The sequence below is a fragment of the Streptomyces sp. NPDC054770 genome, assembly GCF_053611985.1.
Window position 1 is genome coordinate 1 of sequence record NZ_JBSHBL010000091.1, and the last position, 18,654, is coordinate 18,654.

The following is an 18,654-nucleotide window of genomic DNA, read 5'->3' on the forward strand; positions in this document are numbered from 1 at the left end:
GTCCGGAGCCATCCGGACCCAGCCGCGGCTGAGTTACGTCAACGCATACGCGCAGTGTGTCAGCGGGATGTCGCCGCCCGCAGACGGACGTCGGCGCGCCGCTCGGCGGTGGCGTCGCCCGCCGCCTTCGCGCGCTCCAGTTCACGCTCCTCGCGCTGGACGTCGATCTCGTCCGACAGCTCGGCGGTCTCGGCGAGCAGCGAGAGCTTGTTGTCCGCGAACGAGATGAAACCGCCGTGCACCGCGGCGACGACCGTTCCACCATCACTCGTACGGATGGTCACCGGGCCCGACTCCAGCACACCGAGCAGCGGCTGGTGACCGGGCATGACGCCGATGTCGCCGGACGTGGTGCGCGCGACGACCAGGGTGGCCTCGCCGGACCAGACCTGGCGGTCCGCGGCGACGAGCTCGACGTGCAGCTCAGCAGCCAAGGGTGGCTCCTCGGGTCACCACCCGGCAGGGATGCCGGGTGTTGGGGTCAATTCTAGTAGGCGTGAGTGAGGGGGCGGGACGCGCCCGCCCCCTCACACCAAGAACGCGATGAGTTCGGAAGAACTCACGGTGTTCAGGAGACGCCCAGCTCCTTGGCGTTGGCCTTCAGGTCCTCGATGCCACCGCACAGGAAGAACGCCTGCTCCGGGAAGTGGTCGTACTCGCCGTCGATGATCGCGTTGAACGCGGCGATCGACTCCTCCAGCGGGACGTCCGACCCGTCGACGCCGGTGAACTGCTTGGCGACGTGGGTGTTCTGGGACAGGAAGCGCTCCACGCGACGGGCACGGTGGACGGTGAGCTTGTCCTCCTCGCCCAGCTCGTCGATACCGAGGATCGCGATGATGTCCTGGAGGTCCTTGTACTTCTGGAGGACCGTCTTCACGCGCATGGCGGTGTTGTAGTGGTCCGCCGCGATGTAGCGCGGGTCCAGGATCCGGGACGTGGAGTCCAGCGGGTCCACGGCCGGGTAGATGCCCTTCTCCGAGATCGGACGGGAGAGCACCGTCGTCGCGTCGAGGTGGGCGAAGGTGGTGGCCGGGGCCGGGTCGGTCAGGTCGTCCGCGGGGACGTAGATCGCCTGCATCGAGGTGATCGAGTGACCACGGGTCGAGGTGATGCGCTCCTGGAGGAGACCCATCTCGTCGGCCAGGTTCGGCTGGTAGCCCACCGCGGAGGGCATCCGGCCGAGCAGGGTCGAGACCTCGGAACCGGCCTGCGTGAAGCGGAAGATGTTGTCGATGAAGAACAGCACGTCCTGCTTCTGCACATCGCGGAAGTACTCCGCCATGGTCAGACCCGCGAGGGCCACGCGCAGACGGGTGCCCGGGGGCTCGTCCATCTGGCCGAAGACAAGCGCGGTCTTGTCGATGACGCCCGAGTCGGCCATCTCCTCGATGAGGTCGTTGCCCTCACGGGTGCGCTCGCCGACACCGGCGAACACGGAGACACCGTCGTGGTTGTTGGCGACGCGGTAGATCATCTCCTGGATGAGCACCGTCTTGCCGACGCCGGCACCGCCGAACAGACCGATCTTGCCGCCCTTGACGTACGGGGTCAGCAGGTCGATGACCTTGACGCCGGTCTCGAACATCTCGGTCTTCGACTCGAGCTCGTCGAAGTTGGGGGCCTTGCGGTGGATGGACCAGCGCTCGCCCTCGTACTGCTCGTCGACGTTCAGCACCTCGCCGAGGGTGTTGAACACCTTGCCCTTGGTGAAGTCGCCGACCGGGACGGTGATGCCGTCGCCGGTGTCGGTGACCGGGGCCTGGCGGACCAGGCCGTCGGTGGGCTGCATGGAGATGGTGCGGACCAGGCCGTCACCCAGGTGCTGGGCGACCTCCAGGGTCAGCGTCTTCTTCTCGCCGGCGTTGGCCGGGTCGGCCACCTCGACGTGCAGCGCGTTGTAGATCTCCGGCATCGCGTCGACGGGGAACTCCACGTCGACGACCGGGCCGATGACCCGGGCGACGCGGCCCGTGGCCGTCGCGGTCTCAACAGTGGTGGTCATTAGCGGTCACTCCCCGCGGTCGCGTCGGCCAGGGCGCTGGCGCCACCGACGATCTCGCTGATTTCCTGGGTGATTTCGGCCTGGCGGGCCGCGTTGGCAAGCCGGGAGAGCGTGTTGATCAGCTCGCCCGCGTTGTCGGTGGCCGACTTCATCGCGCGCCGCGTGGCAGCGTGCTTCGAAGCCGCCGACTGGAGCAGCGCGTTGTAGATACGGCTCTCCACGTAGCGCGGCAGCAGGGCGTCGAGGACGTCCTCCGCCGAGGGCTCGAAGTCGTACAGCGGAAGGATCTCGTCGCCCTTGGCGGCGCCCTCCTCCGCGACCTCGTCGAGGCTGAGCGGCAGCAGCCGGTCGTCGAGCGCCGTCTGCGTCATCATCGACACGAACTCGGTGTAGACGATGTGGAGTTCGTCCACCCCGCCGTCCGCCGTCTCGGTCTCGATGGCCTCGATCAGCGGCGCCGCGACCTTCTTGGCGTCCGCGTACGAGGGCTCGTCGGTGAAGCCCGACCACGACTCCACGACCTTGCGCTCGCGGAAGTTGTAGTGGGCCAGACCGCGGCGGCCGACGATGTACGTGTCGACCTCCTTGCCCTCCGCCTCAAGGCGCGCCGTCAGCTGCTCGGCGGCCTTGATGGCGTTGGAGTTGAAGGCACCGGCCAGACCGCGGTCGCTCGTCAGGAGCAGCACCGCGGAGCGGGTCGGCGTCTCCGCCTCGGTGGTCAGGGGGTGCTTGGTGTTCGACCCCGTACCGACCGCAGTGACCGCGCGGGTGAGCTCGGTCGCGTACGGCGCGGAGGCCCGCACCTTGCGCTGCGCCTTGACGACACGCGAGGCGGCGATCATCTCCATCGCCTTGGTGATCTTCTTGGTCGCGGTGACGGATCGGATGCGACGCTTGTAGACCCGGAGCTGGGCTCCCATGAGTCAGGTCCCTTCCTTACGTCACTTGGCCGCGGCCGGGGCGTCCTCGCCGAGAAGCTTGCCGTCCGAGGTCTCGAACTGCTTCTTGAAGTCGGCGATGGCGTCGGCAACAGCGGTGAGGGTGTCGTCCGACATCTTGCCGCCCTCCTTGATGGAGGTCATGAGGCCCTGCTCCTTGCGGTGCAGGTACTCGAGCAGCTCTTTCTCGAAGCGGCGGATGTCGGTGACCGGGACGTCGTCCATCCTGCCGGTGGTACCGGCCCACACGGAGACGACCTGGTCCTCGGTGGACATCGGCTGGTACTGAGCCTGCTTGAGCAGCTCGACCAGTCGCTGACCACGCTCCAGCTGCGACTTCGACGCGGCGTCCAGGTCGGAACCGAAGGCGGCGAACGCCTCCAGCTCGCGGTACTGGGCGAGGTCCAGACGCAGACGGCCGGAGACCTGCTTCATCGCCTTGTGCTGCGCGGAACCACCGACTCGGGAGACGGAGATACCGACGTTCAGCGCGGGGCGCTGACCGGCGTTGAAGAGGTCCGACTCCAGGAAGCACTGGCCGTCGGTGATGGAGATGACGTTGGTCGGGATGAACGCCGAGACGTCGTTGGCCTTGGTCTCGACGATCGGCAGACCGGTCATCGAGCCGGCACCCATGTCGTCGGAGAGCTTGGCGCAGCGCTCGAGGAGACGGGAGTGCAGGTAGAAGACGTCACCCGGGTAGGCCTCGCGGCCCGGCGGGCGGCGCAGCAGCAGGGAGACGGCGCGGTAGGCGTCGGCCTGCTTCGAGAGGTCGTCGAAGATGATGAGGACGTGCTTGCCGTCGTACATCCAGTGCTGGCCGATGGCCGAACCGGTGTACGGCGCCAGGTACTTGAAGCCGGCCGGGTCGGACGCCGGGGCGGCGACGATGGTCGTGTACTCCAGCGCGCCGGCCTCTTCCAGGGCGCCACGCACGGAGGCGATGGTCGAGCCCTTCTGGCCGATGGCGACGTAGACGCAGCGGACCTGCTTCTTCGGGTCGCCCGAGCGCCAGTTGTCGCGCTGGTTGATGATCGTGTCGACGGCCAGGGCGGTCTTGCCGGTCTGGCGGTCACCGATGATCAGCTGGCGCTGGCCGCGGCCGACCGGGGTCATCGCGTCGACGGCCTTGTAGCCGGTCTCCATCGGCTCGTGCACCGACTTACGGGCCATGACGCCGGGAGCCTGCAGCTCCAGGGCGCGGCGGCCGGACGTCTCGATCTCGCCGAGGCCGTCGATCGGGTTGCCGAGCGGGTCGACGACGCGGCCGAGGTAGCCCTCGCCCACCGCGACGGAGAGGACCTCACCGGTGCGCTGCACCGGCTGTCCCTCCTCGATGCCGCTGAACTCACCGAGGACGATGGCGCCGATCTCGCGCTCTTCCAGGTTGAGCGCGAGGCCGAGGGTGCCGTCCTCGAACTTCAGCAGTTCGTTGGCCATGGCCGAGGGGAGGCCCTCGACCTTCGCGATGCCGTCGCCGGCAAGGGTGACCGTACCGACCTCCTCGCGCGAGGCCGCGTCCGGCTTGTACGACTGGACGAAGTTCTCCAGCGCGTCCCGGATCTCCTCCGGCCGGATCGTGAGCTCCGCCATCTGGGTTCCCTGCTCTCCTTGTTGGGCCCGAAGTTTCACTTGGGGGGTCTGGGGGCGACCCCCAGGATTCTTCATGTACGGCCCAACCCGGGCCGTCGTAAGTACGTACTGCTTGTTCTCGACTACCGAGGTGCTAGCTCGCCATGCGGCGGGCCGCGTCCTCCAGCCGGTCCGCGATCGAGCCGTTGATGAGCTCGTCACCGACCTGCACCCGGATCCCGCCGACGACCGCGGGGTCGACGTCGAGGTTGAGGTGCATCGTGCGGCCGTAGAGCTTCGCGAGGGCGGCGCCCAGGCGCCGCTTCTGCGGCTCGCTCAGCGGTACCGCCGAGGTGACGACGGCGACGACCCGGCTGCGGCGCTCCGCGGCCAGCTTGGACAGGGCCTCCAGGCCCGCTTCCAGGCTACGTCCCCGCGGCACGGTCACAAGGCGCGTGACCAGACGCTCGGTGACCGGCTTGGCGCGGCCGCCGAGCAGCCGGTGCAGCAGCTCGGTCTTCGCGGCGACGGTGGCCTTGCGGTCGGTGAGCGCGGCGCGCAGCTCGGTGCTGGAGGAGACGATCCGGCCGAACCGGAACAGCTCGTCCTCGGCGTCGTCCAGCGTGCCGGCCTTCTCCGCGGCCGTGAGGTCGGCGGTGTTCGCCAGCTCCTCCAGCGCGTCCACCAGGTCGCGCGACTGCGACCAGCGGGAGCGGACCAGGCCGGACACCAGGTCGGCGGTGGTCTCGGAGACCTGGCCGCCGATCAGGCGCCGGACCAGCTCGGCCTTCGCCTCGCCGGCCTGTGCCGGGTCGGTGAGGACCCGGCGCAGGCCTCCCTCGCGGTCGAGCAGCGCGGTGACGGCCGCCAGCTCGTCGGCGAGCCGCGTCGCGTCCACGGACGTGGAGTCCGTCAGCGCGTCGAGACGCTCACGTGCGGCTGCCAGGGCCTCGCGGCTCGCTCCGTTCATCGCGCGGCCTCGGCCTTCTCCTCAAGCTCGTCGAGGAAGCGGTCGATCACGCGGCTCTGACGGGCGTGGTCCTCCAGGGACTCGCCGACCAGCTTGCCGGCCAGGTCGGTGGCCAGGTGGCCGACGTCCTGACGGAGCGCCTGCGCGGCGGACTTGCGGTCGGCCTCGATCTGCGCGTGACCGGCGGCGACGATCTCCTCACGCTGCCGCTGGCCTTCGGCGCGCATCTCGGCGATGAGCGTGGCGCCCTGCTCCTGAGCCTCCTGGCGCAGGCGCGCGGCCTCGTGCCGGGCCTCGGCCAGCTGCGCCTTGTACTGCTCAAGGACGCTCTGGGCCTCGGTCTGAGCGGCCTCGGCCTTCTCGATACCGCCCTCGATCGCCTCGCGGCGCTGCTCCAGAACCTTGTTGATGTTCGGAAGGAGCTTCTTGGCGAGGAAGCCGAAGACGATGACGAAGGCGATGAGGCCGATGACGAGCTCTGGGATCGGCGGGATGAGGGGGTTTTCGGCCTCCTCAGCCGCGAGCTGAACCAGGGGGCTCATATCAGTGCCTTTCGTCTATTGGTGCGCGACGGGCGGGTCAGGAGGTCGGGTAGACGAACGGCATGACCAGACCGATCAGGGCGAGCGCCTCACAGAAGGCGAAGCCGAGGATCTGGTTGGCGCGGATGAGGCCGGCAGCCTCGGGCTGGCGGGCGAGCGCCTGCGTACCGTTGCCGAAGATGATGCCGATACCGACGCCCGGGCCGATCGCCGCGAGGCCGTAACCGATGGAGCCGAGGTTGCCCTTGATCTGGACGCCGGCGGCAAGGGTTTCGAGAGCGGACATGCCGGTTCTTCCTTCTCTTTCAATGACCGGTGGGGGTTGGCCACCGGATGACTGGGTGGTGGTGGGACGGCTCAGTGGTGCTCGGCGAGCGCGCCCTGGATGTAGCTGCACGTCAGCAGTACGAAGACGTACGCCTGGACAGCCTGGATGAAGAGTTCGAAGGCGGTCATCACGAGGACCATGACGAACGAGACACCGGAGTACGCGATGCCGATGCCGTTCAGCATGTACCAGCTGGCGATCGTGAAGAGCAGTAGCAGGGTGTGACCGGCGAACATGTTCGCGAAGAGTCGTACGGCGTGGGTGAACGGCCGGACGATGAGGTTCGAGAAGAACTCGATCGTCATCGACAGCGGGAGGACCCCGCCGAGCGTCTTGTCGTAGCCGGTGACGTTCTTGAAGAAGCCGACGAAACCCTGGCGCTTGAAGGTGAGCGCGACCCACGTGATGTAGACGAGGCCGGCCAGGACCGCGGGGTACGAGATGATCGCGGTGACCGGGAACTGGGCGACCGGGATGATCGACCAGAGGTTCATCATCCAGACGAAGAAGAACAGCGAGACGACGAACGGAACGTACTTCTCGCCTTCCTTCTTGCCGATGGTCTCGTAGACGACACCGCGCCGGACGAAGTCGTAACCGCTCTCGGCGATCATCTGGAGCTTGCCCGGGACGACCTTCGGCCTGGCGAAGGCGGCCCAGAAGAAGCCCACGATGACGATCGACCCGAGCAGCGCCAGCAGCATCGTCTTGTTGAAGTACAGGTTGCTGTCCGCGTCGCCGAAAAGCGGCTTGAACAGGAACGAGTGGAGGCCCGGAGCCGGGAAGCCACACCCGTCGAACAGGTGACAGCTCGTGTCGAAAGCGAGCGTCTGCGTCGGGTCAGCACTCACCGCGGGCTCCTTCATCGTGGCGCATGGGTACGGCAACCTCGTTGTGTCGGCGCGGCGCAGGGCCGCGGTTCGGCACGGGACTGGTGTTACGGATGTGGGGGCGGCTGGGGGGCATCTCGCCTCGCGATTGAGCAGGCGTCAGCTCAGATGCCCGCGCCCGCGATGCCGCAGTTGGCACCGGACGATAGCAGCATCTCTCGTACGCCTTTATCCCGGCCCTACCTCTCACGACGATTGTCCGGACTTCTCAGACTTCTCGGACTTATCGGGTTCGACGTAGAGGATCTTGGCCTTCATGTGGGCGCGGGTCTGCGCGGTGATCCACGCGAGCGTGGTGACCACGAGCACGATGGCGAAGGCCCGGGGATTGAACAGCGTCGTGTTCTTGAACAGGGCCATGAAGATGATCAGCAGCAGAAGCTGGGCCGCGTAGAGCATCAGGCCCATCATCTGGAACAGCTGCGGAAGCGACCTGGCGGTGCGTTGCAGGACGTAGAGCCCGATCCCCATGAAGAGGATCACGATCACCGTCGCCACGACGGCCCCGATCGCCCCCTTGCCGCCCGTGACCACACCGCTGACGGCGGCAGCGAGCACACCGACGGCGGCCGTGGGTACGGCGGCTTGGGCCAGGATCCGGGCGTCATTGGACGGCATGGCGGCAACTCCGCTTTCACAGGGGGCAGGTGTCGTCATGGACGAGCGTAGTCCCGGTCGGAGGGTCGAAGACCTCACGCTGACGGACCGTCGCAGTCGGGTCCTTCGACTCTGTCCGGGGTTCTCGTGAACCGTATCACAAACTATTTGATGAGGTCTTTACCTCGTAGGTGTGCTCACTGTCACACATGAGAGTGAACCTGCGCGTCTGAGCGGAAACCGAGCCGTTGTGTCTGATATTGGGATGCTTTGGTCCCCCACGACTTGGCAATGCTCTAGTCAGATTCTTACCTTGGCAGGGTCAGCGGGAGGTCTCGGAAGTGCGCCGGTCCAGGAAGCGTGACCGGGCGCCGATGGCGGTCGCGCCGTTGACCGAGACCTTGGCCGCGCCGTTGACCGTGGCCACCCCGGTGGTCGCCGGAGCCAGGTGCCCGGCGGCCTGCTCCTCGCACTCCGGCTCGTCAACGACCGACGGCGGCTGGGGAGTTGCGGCCGCCGGCTCCTCGGCCGCCTCGATGCGCGCACCGCGCCGGTAGCGGGGCGGCACGACGGCCTGCGCCCACATCGGAGCCCGCGGCGTGAACCGCGGCAGCAGGAGCAGCCCGAGGCCCACCGCGCTGAAGAACACCACGCCGAGCACGATCCACATGGACGCGGAGTTCACCGAGTAGGCCAGCGCCCCAAAGGCGATCAGGGCCGCCCAGAAGTACATGATCAGCACGGCCCTGCTGTGCGAGTGGCCGACTTCGAGGAGCCGGTGGTGCAGATGGCCCCGGTCCGCCGCGAACGGCGACTGACCGCGCCAGGTGCGCCGCACGATCGCCAGCACCAGGTCGGCGGCCGGCACCGCGATGATGGTCAGCGGCAGCAGCAGCGGGATGTAGACCGGCACCATCTGGTGCACCGCGTTGCGCTCGGACCCGGCGAACAGGTTCATCACGTCCGGGTCGACCTGGCCGGTGACCGAGATCGCGCCCGCGGCCAGCACCAGGCCGATCAGCATCGACCCGGAGTCACCCATGAAGATCCGCGCCGGGTGCATGTTGTGCGGCAGGAAGCCCAGGCACATGCCCATCAGGATCGCCGAGAACAGCGTCGCCGGGGCCGCGGCCTCGATGCCGTACGAGTACCAGATCCGGTAGGCGTACATGAAGAACGCCGCGGCCGCGATGCACACCATGCCGGAGGCCAGGCCGTCCAGGCCGTCGACGAAGTTCACCGCGTTGATGGTGATGACCACCAGGGCCACCGTCAGCAGGGTGCCCTGCCACGGGGTCAGCGCCACCGTGCCGACGCCCGGGATGGGCAGCCACAGGATCGTCAGACCCTGCATGACCATGACGCCCGCGGCGATCATCTGACCGCCCAGCTTGATCAGCGCGTCGATCTCGAACTTGTCGTCGAGCACACCGATCAGCCAGATCAGGGCCGCACCGGAGAGCAGCGCCCGCGGCTCGTTCGACTTCTCGAAGACCTCGTTGAGGTTGGACATGTGGTCCGCGACCAGCAGCCCGGCACACAGGCCGAAGAACATCGCGATCCCGCCGAGCCGCGGAGTGGGCTCCCGGTGCACGTCACGTGCCCGGATCTCCGGCATGGCCCCTGCCACGATCGCGAACTTCCGTACCGGCCCTGTCAGCAGGTACGTCACCGCGGCCGTGATGCAGAGCGTCAGCAGGTATTCACGCACAGGCTTCCCCACATGTCTCGCTGGCCATCACAGCCCCACACCCTAGCGAGGGACGCATATGTGTGGGGACTTCCGGGTAGCGAAGATGGTTGCACGGGTGGCTGTGAGCCAGGCTTACAACGGGTGTACGACGCTGCGCCTACCCCGTCTCAGCCGGGATACGGCGGAAATCTACCGGTGAGCTCCCGCACCTCGTCACGCACCCTCCCCGGGTCCGTGACACCTCTCACCACACCCGCGAGCAACGCCGCGATCCGGGTCATCTCCGCCTCTCCCATGCCCTGGGTGGTCACGGCGGCGGTGCCCAGCCGCAGCCCCCGCGCGTCACCGTGCGGCAGCGCACAGCAGTCCAGCACGATCCCCGCGGCCGCGAGCCGCCCCCTGGCGACCTTGCCCTCGGCCCCGAGCGGCGCCGGATCCACGGTGATCAGATGGGTGTCCGTGCCCCCGGTGGTGACGGCCAGCCCCTGCTCCGCCAGCCCGGCCGCGAGAACCCTCGCATTGCCGACCACCTGATGGGCGTACGCGGTGAACGCCGGTGTTGCCGCCTCCCCGAACGCGACCGCCTTCGCGGCGATCGCGTTCATCTGCGCGCCGCCCTGGGTGAACGGGAAGACCGCCCGGTCGAGCCGCTCGGCCAGCTCCGGCGAACCGCACAGCAGCATCCCGCCGCGCGGCCCGCGCAGCACCTTGTGTGTCGTCGCACACACCACGTCGGCGTACGGCACCGGGTTCGGCGCCGCTCCCCCGGCGACGAGCCCGATGGGATGGGCGGCGTCGGCGATCAGATACGCGCCCGCCTCGTCGGCGACCTCGCGGAAGAACGCGTAGTCGATGTGGCGCGGATAGGCGATGGACCCGCACACGATCGCCTTGGGCCGGTGGCTGCGCGCCAGCGCCCGCACCTGGTCGTAGTCGACGAGCCCGCTCTCGGCGTCCACCCCGTAGCCCACGAAGTCGAACCAGCGGCCGGAGAAGTTGGCCGGCGAGCCGTGCGTGAGGTGACCGCCGTAGGGCAGCCCCAGGGCGAGCACGGTGTCCCCCGGGCGCAGCAGGGCCGCGTACGCGGCCAGCACGGCGGACGACCCCGAATGGGACTGCACATTGGCGTGCGCGGCGCCGAACAGGGCCTTGGCCCGGTCGACGGCGAGCCGCTCGGCGACGTCCACGATCTCGCAGCCGCCGTGGTGCCGGGCGCCCGGATACCCCTCGGCGTACTTGTTGGCGAGCGGCGACCCCAGGGCGGCCAGCACGGCCGGAGAAGCGAAGTTCTCGGCGGCGCTCAGCTGCAACGACGTCGACTGCCGCGCCAGCTCTCCGAGCAGGATCTCGGCCAGCTGCGGGTCCTGCCGCCGCAGCAGATCGCCCTCTACGAGGACAGGGGTGACCGACATGACAGGCTCCGGGCGGTCGACGGTGACGTATGACCAATGTAGGCCCGGTATGGGGCGGACGCGCGGTTTGTGCGTACGGCCGTGGGGGGCCGCCTCGCTGCCGGAGGGGTGATTGCGGAGGGTCGCGCGACTGCGGGTGCGTGGGGGTTGCTCGCGCAGTTCCCCGCGCCCCTTACGGGGCGCCACCACCGCCGTGGGCAGGCGTTCCGCAGGGCGGAACGGGTGGGCACGGCCGACAGCGCCGGGTGCCGATGTGAGAAACGTGGACTTACGCCCGCGCCGGAACACCGGTCAGCGCCGTGACCACCGGGTCCAGGGCCTCGTGTATCTCGACGCCGATGGACTGGAAGAACGGCAGCGGGGCGCCGTAGGGGTCGTACACCTCGTCCGCCTCGGCCGTCGGCGCCAGGAGCCAGCCGCGGAGGGCCGCGGCCGCCCGCACCAGCGCGCGGGCGCGGATCACCACGCCTTCCGACGTCGGCGGCAGGGTCGCCGGGTCTATCGCGCGGACCAGGCGGGTGAACTCCTTCAGCGTGAAGGTGCGCAGGCCCGCCGAGTGGCCCATGGAGATGACCTGCTGGCGGTGGTCGCGGGTCGCGGTCAGCACCAGGTCGGCCCGGATCACGTGCTCGTCGAGCAGCTCGCGGCCCACGAAGCCGGAGGCATCCGCACCGAAGTCGGCCAGCACGGCCTCCGCGTTGGCCTCCATGGGCGCGCCCTCATGGCCCCAGGTGCCCGCGCTCTCCACGACCAGCCCGCCGCCCAGGAAGGCGCCGAGCCGGTCCGTCACGAGATGGCGGGTCAGCCGCTCGGTGATGGGCGAGCGGCACACGTTGCCGGTGCTGACGTGGAGGATGCGGAAACTGTCGCGCGGCAGCCCCACGAACGTCGTCGTGATCTCCGCCGCGCGCTCCCCGTTGCCTATGCCACGCCCCGCGTCAGGGGCTGTCAATTCGCCACCTCAAGGTCGGGTACGACCTTCCGCAGCTCCTCCGCCGAGATCGCGCCCGCGCGCAGCAGCAACGGAACTTCGCGGGTGACGTCGACGATCGACGAGGGGACGTTGCCGGGGGTCGGGCCGCCGTCGAGGTAAACGGAGACGGAGTCGCCGAGCATCTCCTGCGCGGCGTCACAGGTCTCCGGGGACGGGTGGCCGGTGAGGTTGGCGGAGGAGACGGCCATCGGGCCGACCTCGGTGAGCAGTTCGATGGCGACGGGGTGCAGGGGCATGCGGACGGCCACCGTGCCACGGGTGTCACCCAGGTCCCACTGCAGGGACGGCTGGTGCTTGGCGACCAGTGTGAGGGCGCCCGGCCAGAACGCGTCGACCAGCTCCCAGGCCAGCTCGGAGAAGTCGGTGACGAGACCGTGGAGCGTGTTCGGGGAGCCGATCAGGACAGGGGTGGGCATGTTGCGGCCCCGGCCCTTGGCGTCGAGGAGGTCGGCGACCGCCTCCGAGGTGAACGCGTCGGCGCCGATGCCGTACACCGTGTCGGTCGGCAGCACCACCAGTTCGCCCCGGCGGACGGCGGACGCGGCCTCGCGCAGACCCGTCACGCGGTCGGTCGCGTCGTTGGTGTCGTATCGCCGTGCCATGTCTAGCGGGCCTCCTCGTACACGTACATCTGGAAGGGAGTCTGCGGGGTGCTCACGGCAGCGCCTTGCGGGCGGTCGCGAAGCGGGGGCGGTTGTTGAGGTCCGGGTGGTCGGCCGCGTCGGCCCAGCCCCGCTCCTCGGTGAAGATCCACGGCACCTGGCCGCCCTGGGTGTCGGCGTGCTCGATGACGACGACACCGCCCGGGCGCAGCAGCCGGTGCGCGGTGCGTTCGATGCCCCGGATCAGGTCGAGCCCGTCCTCGCCGGAGAACAGGGCCAGCTCCGGGTCGTAGTCGCGGGCCTCGGGGGCCACGTACTCCCACTCGGTGAGCGGGATGTACGGAGGATTCGAGATGACCAGGTCGACATGGCCGTCGAGGTCGTGGAAGGCGTCCAGGGCGTCTCCCTGGCGCAGGTCGACCCTGGAGTCCGCCATGTTCTTGCGGGTCCACTGGAGCGCCTCCTCGGACAGCTCCACGGCGTGCACGCGCGAGCGCGGGACCTCCTGGGCGAGGGCGAGCGCGATGGCACCGGACCCGGTGCACAGGTCGACGATGCGGGGCTCGACCACGTCCATGGCGCGCACGGCGTCTATGGCCCAGCCGACCACGGACTCGGTCTCCGGACGCGGCACGAACACACCGGGACCCACCTGGAGTTCGAGATACCGGAAATACGCCCGCCCGGTGATGTGCTGGAGCGGCTCGCGCTGCTCCCGGCGGGCGATGACCTCCCAGTAGCGGGCGTCGAAGTCGGAGTCCTTGACGGAGTGCAGCGCGCCCCGCTTCACGCCGTGCACGAACGCGGCGAGCTCCTCCGCGTCGTTGCGCGGCGAGGGCACGCCGGCGTCGGCCAGCCGCTGGGTGGCCTGCGCCACCTCGGCGAGCAGCACTCGTCGGGGGCTTGGGGGTCGCCCCCCAAAATGTTGCTGCACGCTGGTCCTCCGTGTTGTACCTCGTACGTGCGTACGTGTCTTACGCGGCTGCGAGCTTGGCGGCCGAGTCCGCGTCGACGCAGGCCTGGATCACCGCGTCGAGGTCGCCGTCCAGGACCTGGTCCAGGTTGTACGCCTTGAAGCCCACGCGGTGGTCCGAGAGACGATTCTCCGGGAAGTTGTACGTGCGGATCTTCTCGGAGCGGTCGACGGTGCGGACCTGGCTGCGGCGGGCGTCGGCGGCCTCCTTCTCCGCCTCCTCCTGCGCCGCGGCGAGCAGCCTGGAGCGCAGGATACGCAAGGCCTGCTCCTTGTTCTGCAGCTGGCTCTTCTCGTTCTGGCAGGAGGCGACGACTCCGGTGGGAATGTGCGTGATGCGCACGGCGGAGTCGGTGGTGTTGACGGACTGCCCGCCGGGTCCCGAGGACCGGTAGACGTCGATGCGGAGGTCGTTGGGGTTGATCTCGACGTCGACCTCCTCGGCCTCGGGCGTGACGAGCACGCCGGCGGCGGAGGTGTGGATACGGCCCTGGGACTCGGTCGCCGGCACGCGCTGCACGCGGTGCACACCGCCCTCGTACTTCAGCCGCGCCCAGACGCCCTGCCCGGGCTCGGTGGCGCCCTGGCCGCCCTTGGTCTTCACGGCGACCTGGACGTCCTTGTAGCCGCCGAGCTCGGACTCGGTGGCGTCGATGATCTCGGTCTTCCAGCCGACGCGCTCGGCGTACCGGAGATACATGCGCAGCAGGTCACCGGCAAAGAGAGCGGACTCGTCGCCACCCGCCCCCGCCTTGATCTCCAGGATGACGTCCTTGTCGTCGGACGGGTCCCGGGGGACGAGCAGCAGGCGCAGCTTCTCGGTGAGTTCGTCGCGCTGCTTGTCCAGCTCCTTGACCTCGGCGGCGAAGTCGGGGTCGTCGGCGGCCAGTTCACGCGCGGTCTCGATGTCGTCGCCGGTCTGCTTCCAGGAGCGGTACGTGGCGACGATCGGGGTGAGTTCGGCGTAGCGCTTGTTCAGCTTGCGCGCGTTGGACTGGTCGGCGTGGACCGACGGGTCGGCGAGCTTCTTCTCCAGGTCTGCGTGCTCGACGACGAGTTCCTCGACGGCCTCGAACATTTTTGGCTCCTGATACTGCTACGGCGTGCGGGAGGGAAGGCGGGCGACCAAAAACGCCGGTCCCGGGCACGCCCTCGTGGGAGCGTGGCCGTGGACCGGCGAAATGGGGCTCGCTACTTCTTGGAGCCGGCGGCAGCCTTGCCGAAGCGGGCCTCGAAGCGGGCCACACGGCCACCGGTGTCGAGGATCTTCTGCTTGCCCGTGTAGAACGGGTGGCACTCGGAGCAGACCTCGGCGCGGATGGTGCCGCTGGTGATCGTGCTACGGGTGGTGAACGACGCGCCACAGGTGCAGCTGACCTGCGTCTCGACGTACTCGGGGTGGATCTCGCGCTTCAAGGTGTCTCCTAGATATCGGGAGGGCACCGGGTCGCCTTCGCGGGCTGCGGGGCGTGAACCGGGGCCGACGTACCAGTCTGCCAGGGCTGGGCGCATAGCCCAAAACCGGGGGGAGCGGCTGGGTATTCCCGAGGGTGCGGGGGATGGTCGCGCCTAGGGGGTGCCAGGGTTTCGTCGTGCGCGGCTGCGGGTCCGTCGTGGCTTGTCACGCAGTTCCCCGCGCCCCTTTCAGGGGCGTCAGCCCGAGCGCCCCTTCAGGGGCGCGGGGAACTGCGCGAGCAACCCCCACCCACCCGCAGCCGGACTACGACGTCACGACCCCCTTGGCCTGCCCCGTCGCCGTGCCCTTCGTAGCCGACGCCGGGATCGGCCTGTCGTTCTTCAGGGCCGTCCAGACCTGCTTCGCCTTCGTCTCGGCCACGATCACCCGGTTCGGGTTCGCCGGGTCGTACTCCACCGGCATCGTGACCATGTGCATGTTCTTGGAGCTGATGGACTTCAGGCCGTTCGCGAAGTCGATCAGGGAGTTCACCGAGCCGAGGTCGGAGTCGGTGGTGACCGTCTTCGTCGCGGTGTCGGCCAGGTCGTACAGCTTCTTGGGGCTGGTGAAGACGCCCACGTGCTTGACCTGGTTGATGAGGGCCTTCATGAAGGCCTGCTGGAGCTGGATGCGGCCCAGGTCGGAGCCGTCGCCGACGCCGTGCCGGGTGCGGACGAGGCCGAGGGCCTGCTTGCCGTTCAGCGTGTGGGGGCCTGCCTTGAGGTCGAGGTGGCTCTCCCGGTCGTCGATGGCCTTCGTCGTGGTGACCTCGACGCCGCCGAGTTCGTCGACGAGCTTCTGGAAGCCGGAGAAGTCGACCTCCAGGTAGTGGTCCATCCGGATACCCGTGACCGACTCGACGGTCTTGACCGCACAGGCCGCGCCGCCCGTGGAGTACGCGGAGTTGAACATCACGCCGGTCGCGGCGGCGTGGCTGGTGCCGTGCGCGTCGGTGCAGGCCGGGCGGTCGATCAGGGTGTCCCGGGGGATGGAAACCACGGCGGCCTTCTTGTGGCCCTTGTAGACGTGGACGATCATCGCCGTGTCGGAGCGGGCGCTGCCGTCGTCGGTTCCGCCGCCGAGCTTCTTGTTGGAGCCGGAGCGCGAGTCGGAGCCGAGGACCAGGATGTTCTCGGAGCCGTTGTCGACCTTGGTGGGCCGGTCGGTGCCGAGCGCCTGGTTGATGTCGACGGTCTTGAGGTTGCCGTTGAGCTTGAAGTAGAGGTAGCCGACACCGGTGCCGCCGAGGACGAGGATGCCCGCCGCCGTCCAGGCCGTGACCAGGACCGCCTTGTGGCCCCTGCCGGGGGGCTTGCGGCGGCGGCCCCTGCCCCGGCGGCCCGGGGCCTTCGCTCCGGCCTCGGGTATGAACGGCTCCGGCGTGCTCTCGGGGGACATGGGCTCCTCGGTTCTCGTACGACTGCTCGGTTATCCCCTGCTTTCAGGGTCAGGCCCGGCGTACCAGGATCATCGGCACGTACCGGACCATCGTCGCTCCGCCTGGTCAGACGGCGAAACTCGGGAAAGGGTTGCATAACGCAGTGTGCCCACCGCGTAGGGCGATGGGCACACCGTGTCACCGGGCAAGTGCGGGCGAACCGCCCTCACCAGGTATTTCAGCCGAAGATGTCGTACTGCTGGAAACCGGTACCGAGCGACTTCCTTGTGCCGAAGATCTCACTGGTCGCCTTGCCGGTGCCCGGGTAGAGGTACAGCGTGCCGCCGGTCGTCCGGGCCACCAGGTCGGCCTTGCCGTCGCCGGTCAGGTCGCCGACCGCGGCGAGGGTGTTGAAGCCGGTCCAGGCGGAGCGGACCTTCACACGGGCCGAGAAGAGGCCGGTGCCGGACTTGCCGGTGCCCTTGTACAGGTACAGGTCGCCGCCGCTGCTCTTGCGGGCCAGCAGGTCGGCCTTGCCGTCGCCGTTGAAGTCGCCGACGCCGCGCAGCTGGTTGTACTGGCTCCAGCCGCCGCCGATGCGGACGCGGGCGGCGAAGGTTCCGTCGCCCTTGCCCGGGTACAGCCACAGCACGCCGCCGGAGTCCTCGGAGAGCACGTCGGGCAGGTAGTCGCCGGTGAGGTCACCGGGGATCACGATGGCCTTGCGGGTCTTCCAGTTGGTGAAGATCTTCTTCGTGGCCCAGGAGCCGCTGGTCCGGGCGCTGTTCAGCACGAAGTGGTCCCAGTAGACGTCACCGCTGGAGGCCACCCGGTAGACGATGTCCTGGAAGCCGTCCCGGTCCAGGTCGGCCTGGAGGATGACGTTGACGCCGCTCCAGTCGCCCCAGGACTGGCGGGCGGCGAGCGAGGTGCCCTTGGAGTCCAGCTCGTAGCCGACCTTGGTCGACGACTTGCGGGCGAACAGGTCGGCCTTGCCGTCGGTGTAGCTCAGGTTGGTGTCGGCGATCTGCGCGTAGGCGGCACCGACGTAGGTGCTGACCTTCGTGAAGACGCCGTAGGAACCCGCGACGACACAGTCATGGCCGGCGACACCGTCGTCGGCGCTCCAGGAGACGACACCCACGATCCGGCCGCCGACGACCAGCGGACCGCCGGAGTCGCCGTTGCAGATGGTGGTGGTGCCGGTGTCGGAACCGGTGGCGGCCTTGCCGGCGCACACCATGTGGCCCTTGATGAACAGGCTGCCGTAGAAGCCCGAGCAGGTGCTGTCGGACTGGATCGGCAGCGTGGCCGTCTTGAGCGTGTCGGAGATGTCCTCCGAGGTGGAACTGGTGCGACCCCAGCCGTAGACCGTCGCGCTCTTGTTCGCCGCGTAGGAGGCCGTGTCGGTGGACGTCGTCAGCTTGATCGGCGTGGCCTTGACCGGGGCGGCCAGAGTGAGCACGGCGACGTCGTTGTTGACGGTCGACGCGCTGTACGACGGGTGGTTCCACTGCCGCAGTACGCCGGTGGCCGTGCCGCCGTGCAGGTTGGCGCTGCCGTCGGCGTTGGTGGTGGGCAGCGAGGCGGTGCCGGTGACGACCGCGGAGTCGGTGGTGCTCCACTTGAAGCCCTTGACGCAGTGCGCGGCGGTGAGGATCTTCGTGGGCGAGATGACCGAGCCACCGCAGAAGAAGCCCTCGTCGTCGCTGGTGGTGGTGGTGCCCTTGTCGTCGTAGTACCAGAGCTGGGCCATCCACGGCGCCGAGGCGATGGTGGTCGTGCCGCCACCGATGATCTTCGGCGAGACGGCCGAACCGCTCGCGGTGGCGGTCGACTTCGTCGTGGTCGTCGGCGCGCTGTCGGCGGTGATCGCACGGGCGATCCGCTTGTTCAGGACGGCCTGCGACGGCGCGCTGACGGGCGGCTTGACCGTGGGCGTCGGCTGGGTGGCCGCGTTGGCGGAGGTCGAGATCAGTGCGGCCGCGACGGCGGCGGCGACTGAGGCCGCGGCGACGGGCAGAGCGAAACGTATCCGGCGTCTGTGCCGACCGCTCCCGGACGTGGGTGTACCCACCTAAGTCCCCCCTCGGGATCAGGAGTTCGTGATTCGGTCAACTGACCGAAGGCGCGATCGTACACCGAGGAGGAAAACGCAAAGAACCGCCCCCTGCGCGTTGCAAGAGGCGGTTCCTTTCCCTACCAGGGGCGCGGGACTGTACTTAATTTGCGGCTGCCGCCGCGTGGGCGCGACCAGCCCCGGCGAACCCGCAGCCGACAACCGGTCCGCAGCCCCTCTGTCGA

General features: G+C 68.8%; 18 protein-coding genes. All 18 read right to left on the reverse strand.

Annotated elements, in window-relative coordinates; genetic code table 11:
- Nucleotides 1-59: 59 nt before the first annotated feature.
- Nucleotides 60-434, reverse strand: a complete 375-nt coding sequence (locus ACWGKQ_RS44345; RefSeq protein ID WP_361290252.1) for a F0F1 ATP synthase subunit epsilon — start codon at nt 432-434, stop codon at nt 60-62.
- Nucleotides 435-568: 134 nt separating this feature from the next.
- Nucleotides 569-2,005 (reverse strand): F0F1 ATP synthase subunit beta, encoded by a 1,437-nt coding sequence (gene atpD, locus ACWGKQ_RS44350; protein ID WP_350777745.1) that lies wholly within the window; start codon nt 2,003-2,005, stop codon nt 569-571.
- Nucleotides 2,005-2,925, reverse strand: coding sequence for a F0F1 ATP synthase subunit gamma (locus tag ACWGKQ_RS44355; protein ID WP_351714608.1), 921 nt, complete (start codon nt 2,923-2,925; stop codon nt 2,005-2,007). The genes atpD and ACWGKQ_RS44355 overlap by 1 nt, the downstream gene beginning before the upstream one ends.
- A 21-nt stretch (nt 2,926-2,946) precedes the next feature.
- Nucleotides 2,947-4,536, reverse strand: coding sequence for a F0F1 ATP synthase subunit alpha (gene atpA / locus ACWGKQ_RS44360; protein ID WP_453297755.1), 1,590 nt, complete (start codon nt 4,534-4,536; stop codon nt 2,947-2,949).
- Nucleotides 4,537-4,669: 133 nt separating this feature from the next.
- The gene (locus ACWGKQ_RS44365) at nt 4,670-5,485 is read right to left on the reverse strand and encodes a F0F1 ATP synthase subunit delta (protein WP_453297756.1); all 816 of its coding nucleotides are present in this window, start codon (nt 5,483-5,485) and stop codon (nt 4,670-4,672) included.
- Nucleotides 5,482-6,027: a F0F1 ATP synthase subunit B gene (locus ACWGKQ_RS44370; protein ID WP_089098758.1), complete on the reverse strand. Its 546-nt coding sequence runs from the start codon at nt 6,025-6,027 to the stop codon at nt 5,482-5,484. The genes ACWGKQ_RS44365 and ACWGKQ_RS44370 overlap by 4 nt, the downstream gene beginning before the upstream one ends.
- Before the next feature lie 37 nt (nt 6,028-6,064).
- Nucleotides 6,065-6,313 carry an ATP synthase F0 subunit C gene (gene atpE, locus ACWGKQ_RS44375; protein WP_217555087.1) on the reverse strand — a complete coding sequence of 83 codons (249 nt, stop codon included), beginning with the start codon at nt 6,311-6,313 and terminating at the stop codon, nt 6,065-6,067.
- Nucleotides 6,314-6,384: 71 nt separating this feature from the next.
- Nucleotides 6,385-7,221, reverse strand: a complete 837-nt coding sequence (gene atpB / locus ACWGKQ_RS44380) for a F0F1 ATP synthase subunit A (RefSeq protein ID WP_453297757.1) — start codon at nt 7,219-7,221, stop codon at nt 6,385-6,387.
- A 210-nt stretch (nt 7,222-7,431) separates the two neighbouring features.
- A complete protein-coding gene (locus ACWGKQ_RS44385; protein WP_453297776.1) occupies nt 7,432-7,863 on the reverse strand; it encodes a hypothetical protein in 432 nt (143 codons plus the stop codon).
- Nucleotides 7,864-8,164: 301 nt separating this feature from the next.
- On the reverse strand, nt 8,165-9,553 hold the full coding sequence (locus ACWGKQ_RS44390) for an MraY family glycosyltransferase (RefSeq protein WP_453297758.1): 1,389 nt from the start codon (nt 9,551-9,553) through the stop codon (nt 8,165-8,167).
- A 149-nt stretch (nt 9,554-9,702) separates the two neighbouring features.
- Nucleotides 9,703-10,947 carry a serine hydroxymethyltransferase gene (locus tag ACWGKQ_RS44395; RefSeq protein ID WP_453297759.1) on the reverse strand — a complete coding sequence of 415 codons (1,245 nt, stop codon included), beginning with the start codon at nt 10,945-10,947 and terminating at the stop codon, nt 9,703-9,705.
- Nucleotides 10,948-11,215: 268 nt separating this feature from the next.
- Nucleotides 11,216-11,899: an arsenate reductase/protein-tyrosine-phosphatase family protein gene (locus tag ACWGKQ_RS44400; protein ID WP_453297760.1), complete on the reverse strand. Its 684-nt coding sequence runs from the start codon at nt 11,897-11,899 to the stop codon at nt 11,216-11,218.
- The gene (locus tag ACWGKQ_RS44405) at nt 11,896-12,543 is read right to left on the reverse strand and encodes an L-threonylcarbamoyladenylate synthase (RefSeq protein WP_350777730.1); all 648 of its coding nucleotides are present in this window, start codon (nt 12,541-12,543) and stop codon (nt 11,896-11,898) included. Before ACWGKQ_RS44405 ends, ACWGKQ_RS44400 begins: the two co-directional genes overlap by 4 nt.
- 52 nt (nt 12,544-12,595) lie before the next feature.
- Nucleotides 12,596-13,435: a peptide chain release factor N(5)-glutamine methyltransferase gene (gene prmC / locus ACWGKQ_RS44410; protein WP_453297761.1), complete on the reverse strand. Its 840-nt coding sequence runs from the start codon at nt 13,433-13,435 to the stop codon at nt 12,596-12,598.
- Nucleotides 13,436-13,517: 82 nt separating this feature from the next.
- On the reverse strand, nt 13,518-14,594 hold the full coding sequence (gene prfA, locus ACWGKQ_RS44415) for a peptide chain release factor 1 (RefSeq protein WP_453297762.1): 1,077 nt from the start codon (nt 14,592-14,594) through the stop codon (nt 13,518-13,520).
- 113 nt (nt 14,595-14,707) lie between these two features.
- Nucleotides 14,708-14,932, reverse strand: a complete 225-nt coding sequence (gene rpmE, locus ACWGKQ_RS44420; protein ID WP_030049623.1) for a 50S ribosomal protein L31 — start codon at nt 14,930-14,932, stop codon at nt 14,708-14,710.
- Between the two features lie 304 nt (nt 14,933-15,236).
- Nucleotides 15,237-16,370 carry an LCP family protein gene (locus ACWGKQ_RS44425; protein ID WP_453297763.1) on the reverse strand — a complete coding sequence of 378 codons (1,134 nt, stop codon included), beginning with the start codon at nt 16,368-16,370 and terminating at the stop codon, nt 15,237-15,239.
- A gap of 218 nt (nt 16,371-16,588) precedes the next feature.
- Complete coding sequence (locus ACWGKQ_RS44430) at nt 16,589-18,427, reverse strand: trypsin-like serine protease (protein ID WP_453297764.1); 1,839 nt, start codon at nt 18,425-18,427, stop codon at nt 16,589-16,591.
- Nucleotides 18,428-18,654 lie beyond the last annotated feature (227 nt).

What these genes read in the sequence shown, in the direction of transcription:
- atpD (WP_350777745.1), bottom strand. Translation starts at nt 2,005, where the DNA reads ATGACCACCACTGTTGAGACCGCGACGGCCACGGGCCGCGTCGCCCGG.
- ACWGKQ_RS44355 (WP_351714608.1), bottom strand. Translation starts at nt 2,925, where the DNA reads ATGGGAGCCCAGCTCCGGGTCTACAAGCGTCGCATCCGATCCGTCACC.
- atpA (WP_453297755.1), bottom strand. Translation starts at nt 4,536, where the DNA reads ATGGCGGAGCTCACGATCCGGCCGGAGGAGATCCGGGACGCGCTGGAG.
- ACWGKQ_RS44365 (WP_453297756.1), bottom strand. Translation starts at nt 5,485, where the DNA reads ATGAACGGAGCGAGCCGCGAGGCCCTGGCAGCCGCACGTGAGCGTCTC.
- ACWGKQ_RS44370 (WP_089098758.1), bottom strand. Translation starts at nt 6,027, where the DNA reads ATGAGCCCCCTGGTTCAGCTCGCGGCTGAGGAGGCCGAAAACCCCCTC.
- atpE (WP_217555087.1), bottom strand. Translation starts at nt 6,313, where the DNA reads ATGTCCGCTCTCGAAACCCTTGCCGCCGGCGTCCAGATCAAGGGCAAC.
- atpB (WP_453297757.1), bottom strand. Translation starts at nt 7,221, where the DNA reads ATGAAGGAGCCCGCGGTGAGTGCTGACCCGACGCAGACGCTCGCTTTC.
- ACWGKQ_RS44385 (WP_453297776.1), bottom strand. Translation starts at nt 7,863, where the DNA reads ATGCCGTCCAATGACGCCCGGATCCTGGCCCAAGCCGCCGTACCCACG.
- ACWGKQ_RS44395 (WP_453297759.1), bottom strand. Translation starts at nt 10,947, where the DNA reads ATGTCGGTCACCCCTGTCCTCGTAGAGGGCGATCTGCTGCGGCGGCAG.
- ACWGKQ_RS44405 (WP_350777730.1), bottom strand. Translation starts at nt 12,543, where the DNA reads ATGGCACGGCGATACGACACCAACGACGCGACCGACCGCGTGACGGGT.
- prfA (WP_453297762.1), bottom strand. Translation starts at nt 14,594, where the DNA reads ATGTTCGAGGCCGTCGAGGAACTCGTCGTCGAGCACGCAGACCTGGAG.
- ACWGKQ_RS44425 (WP_453297763.1), bottom strand. Translation starts at nt 16,370, where the DNA reads ATGTCCCCCGAGAGCACGCCGGAGCCGTTCATACCCGAGGCCGGAGCG.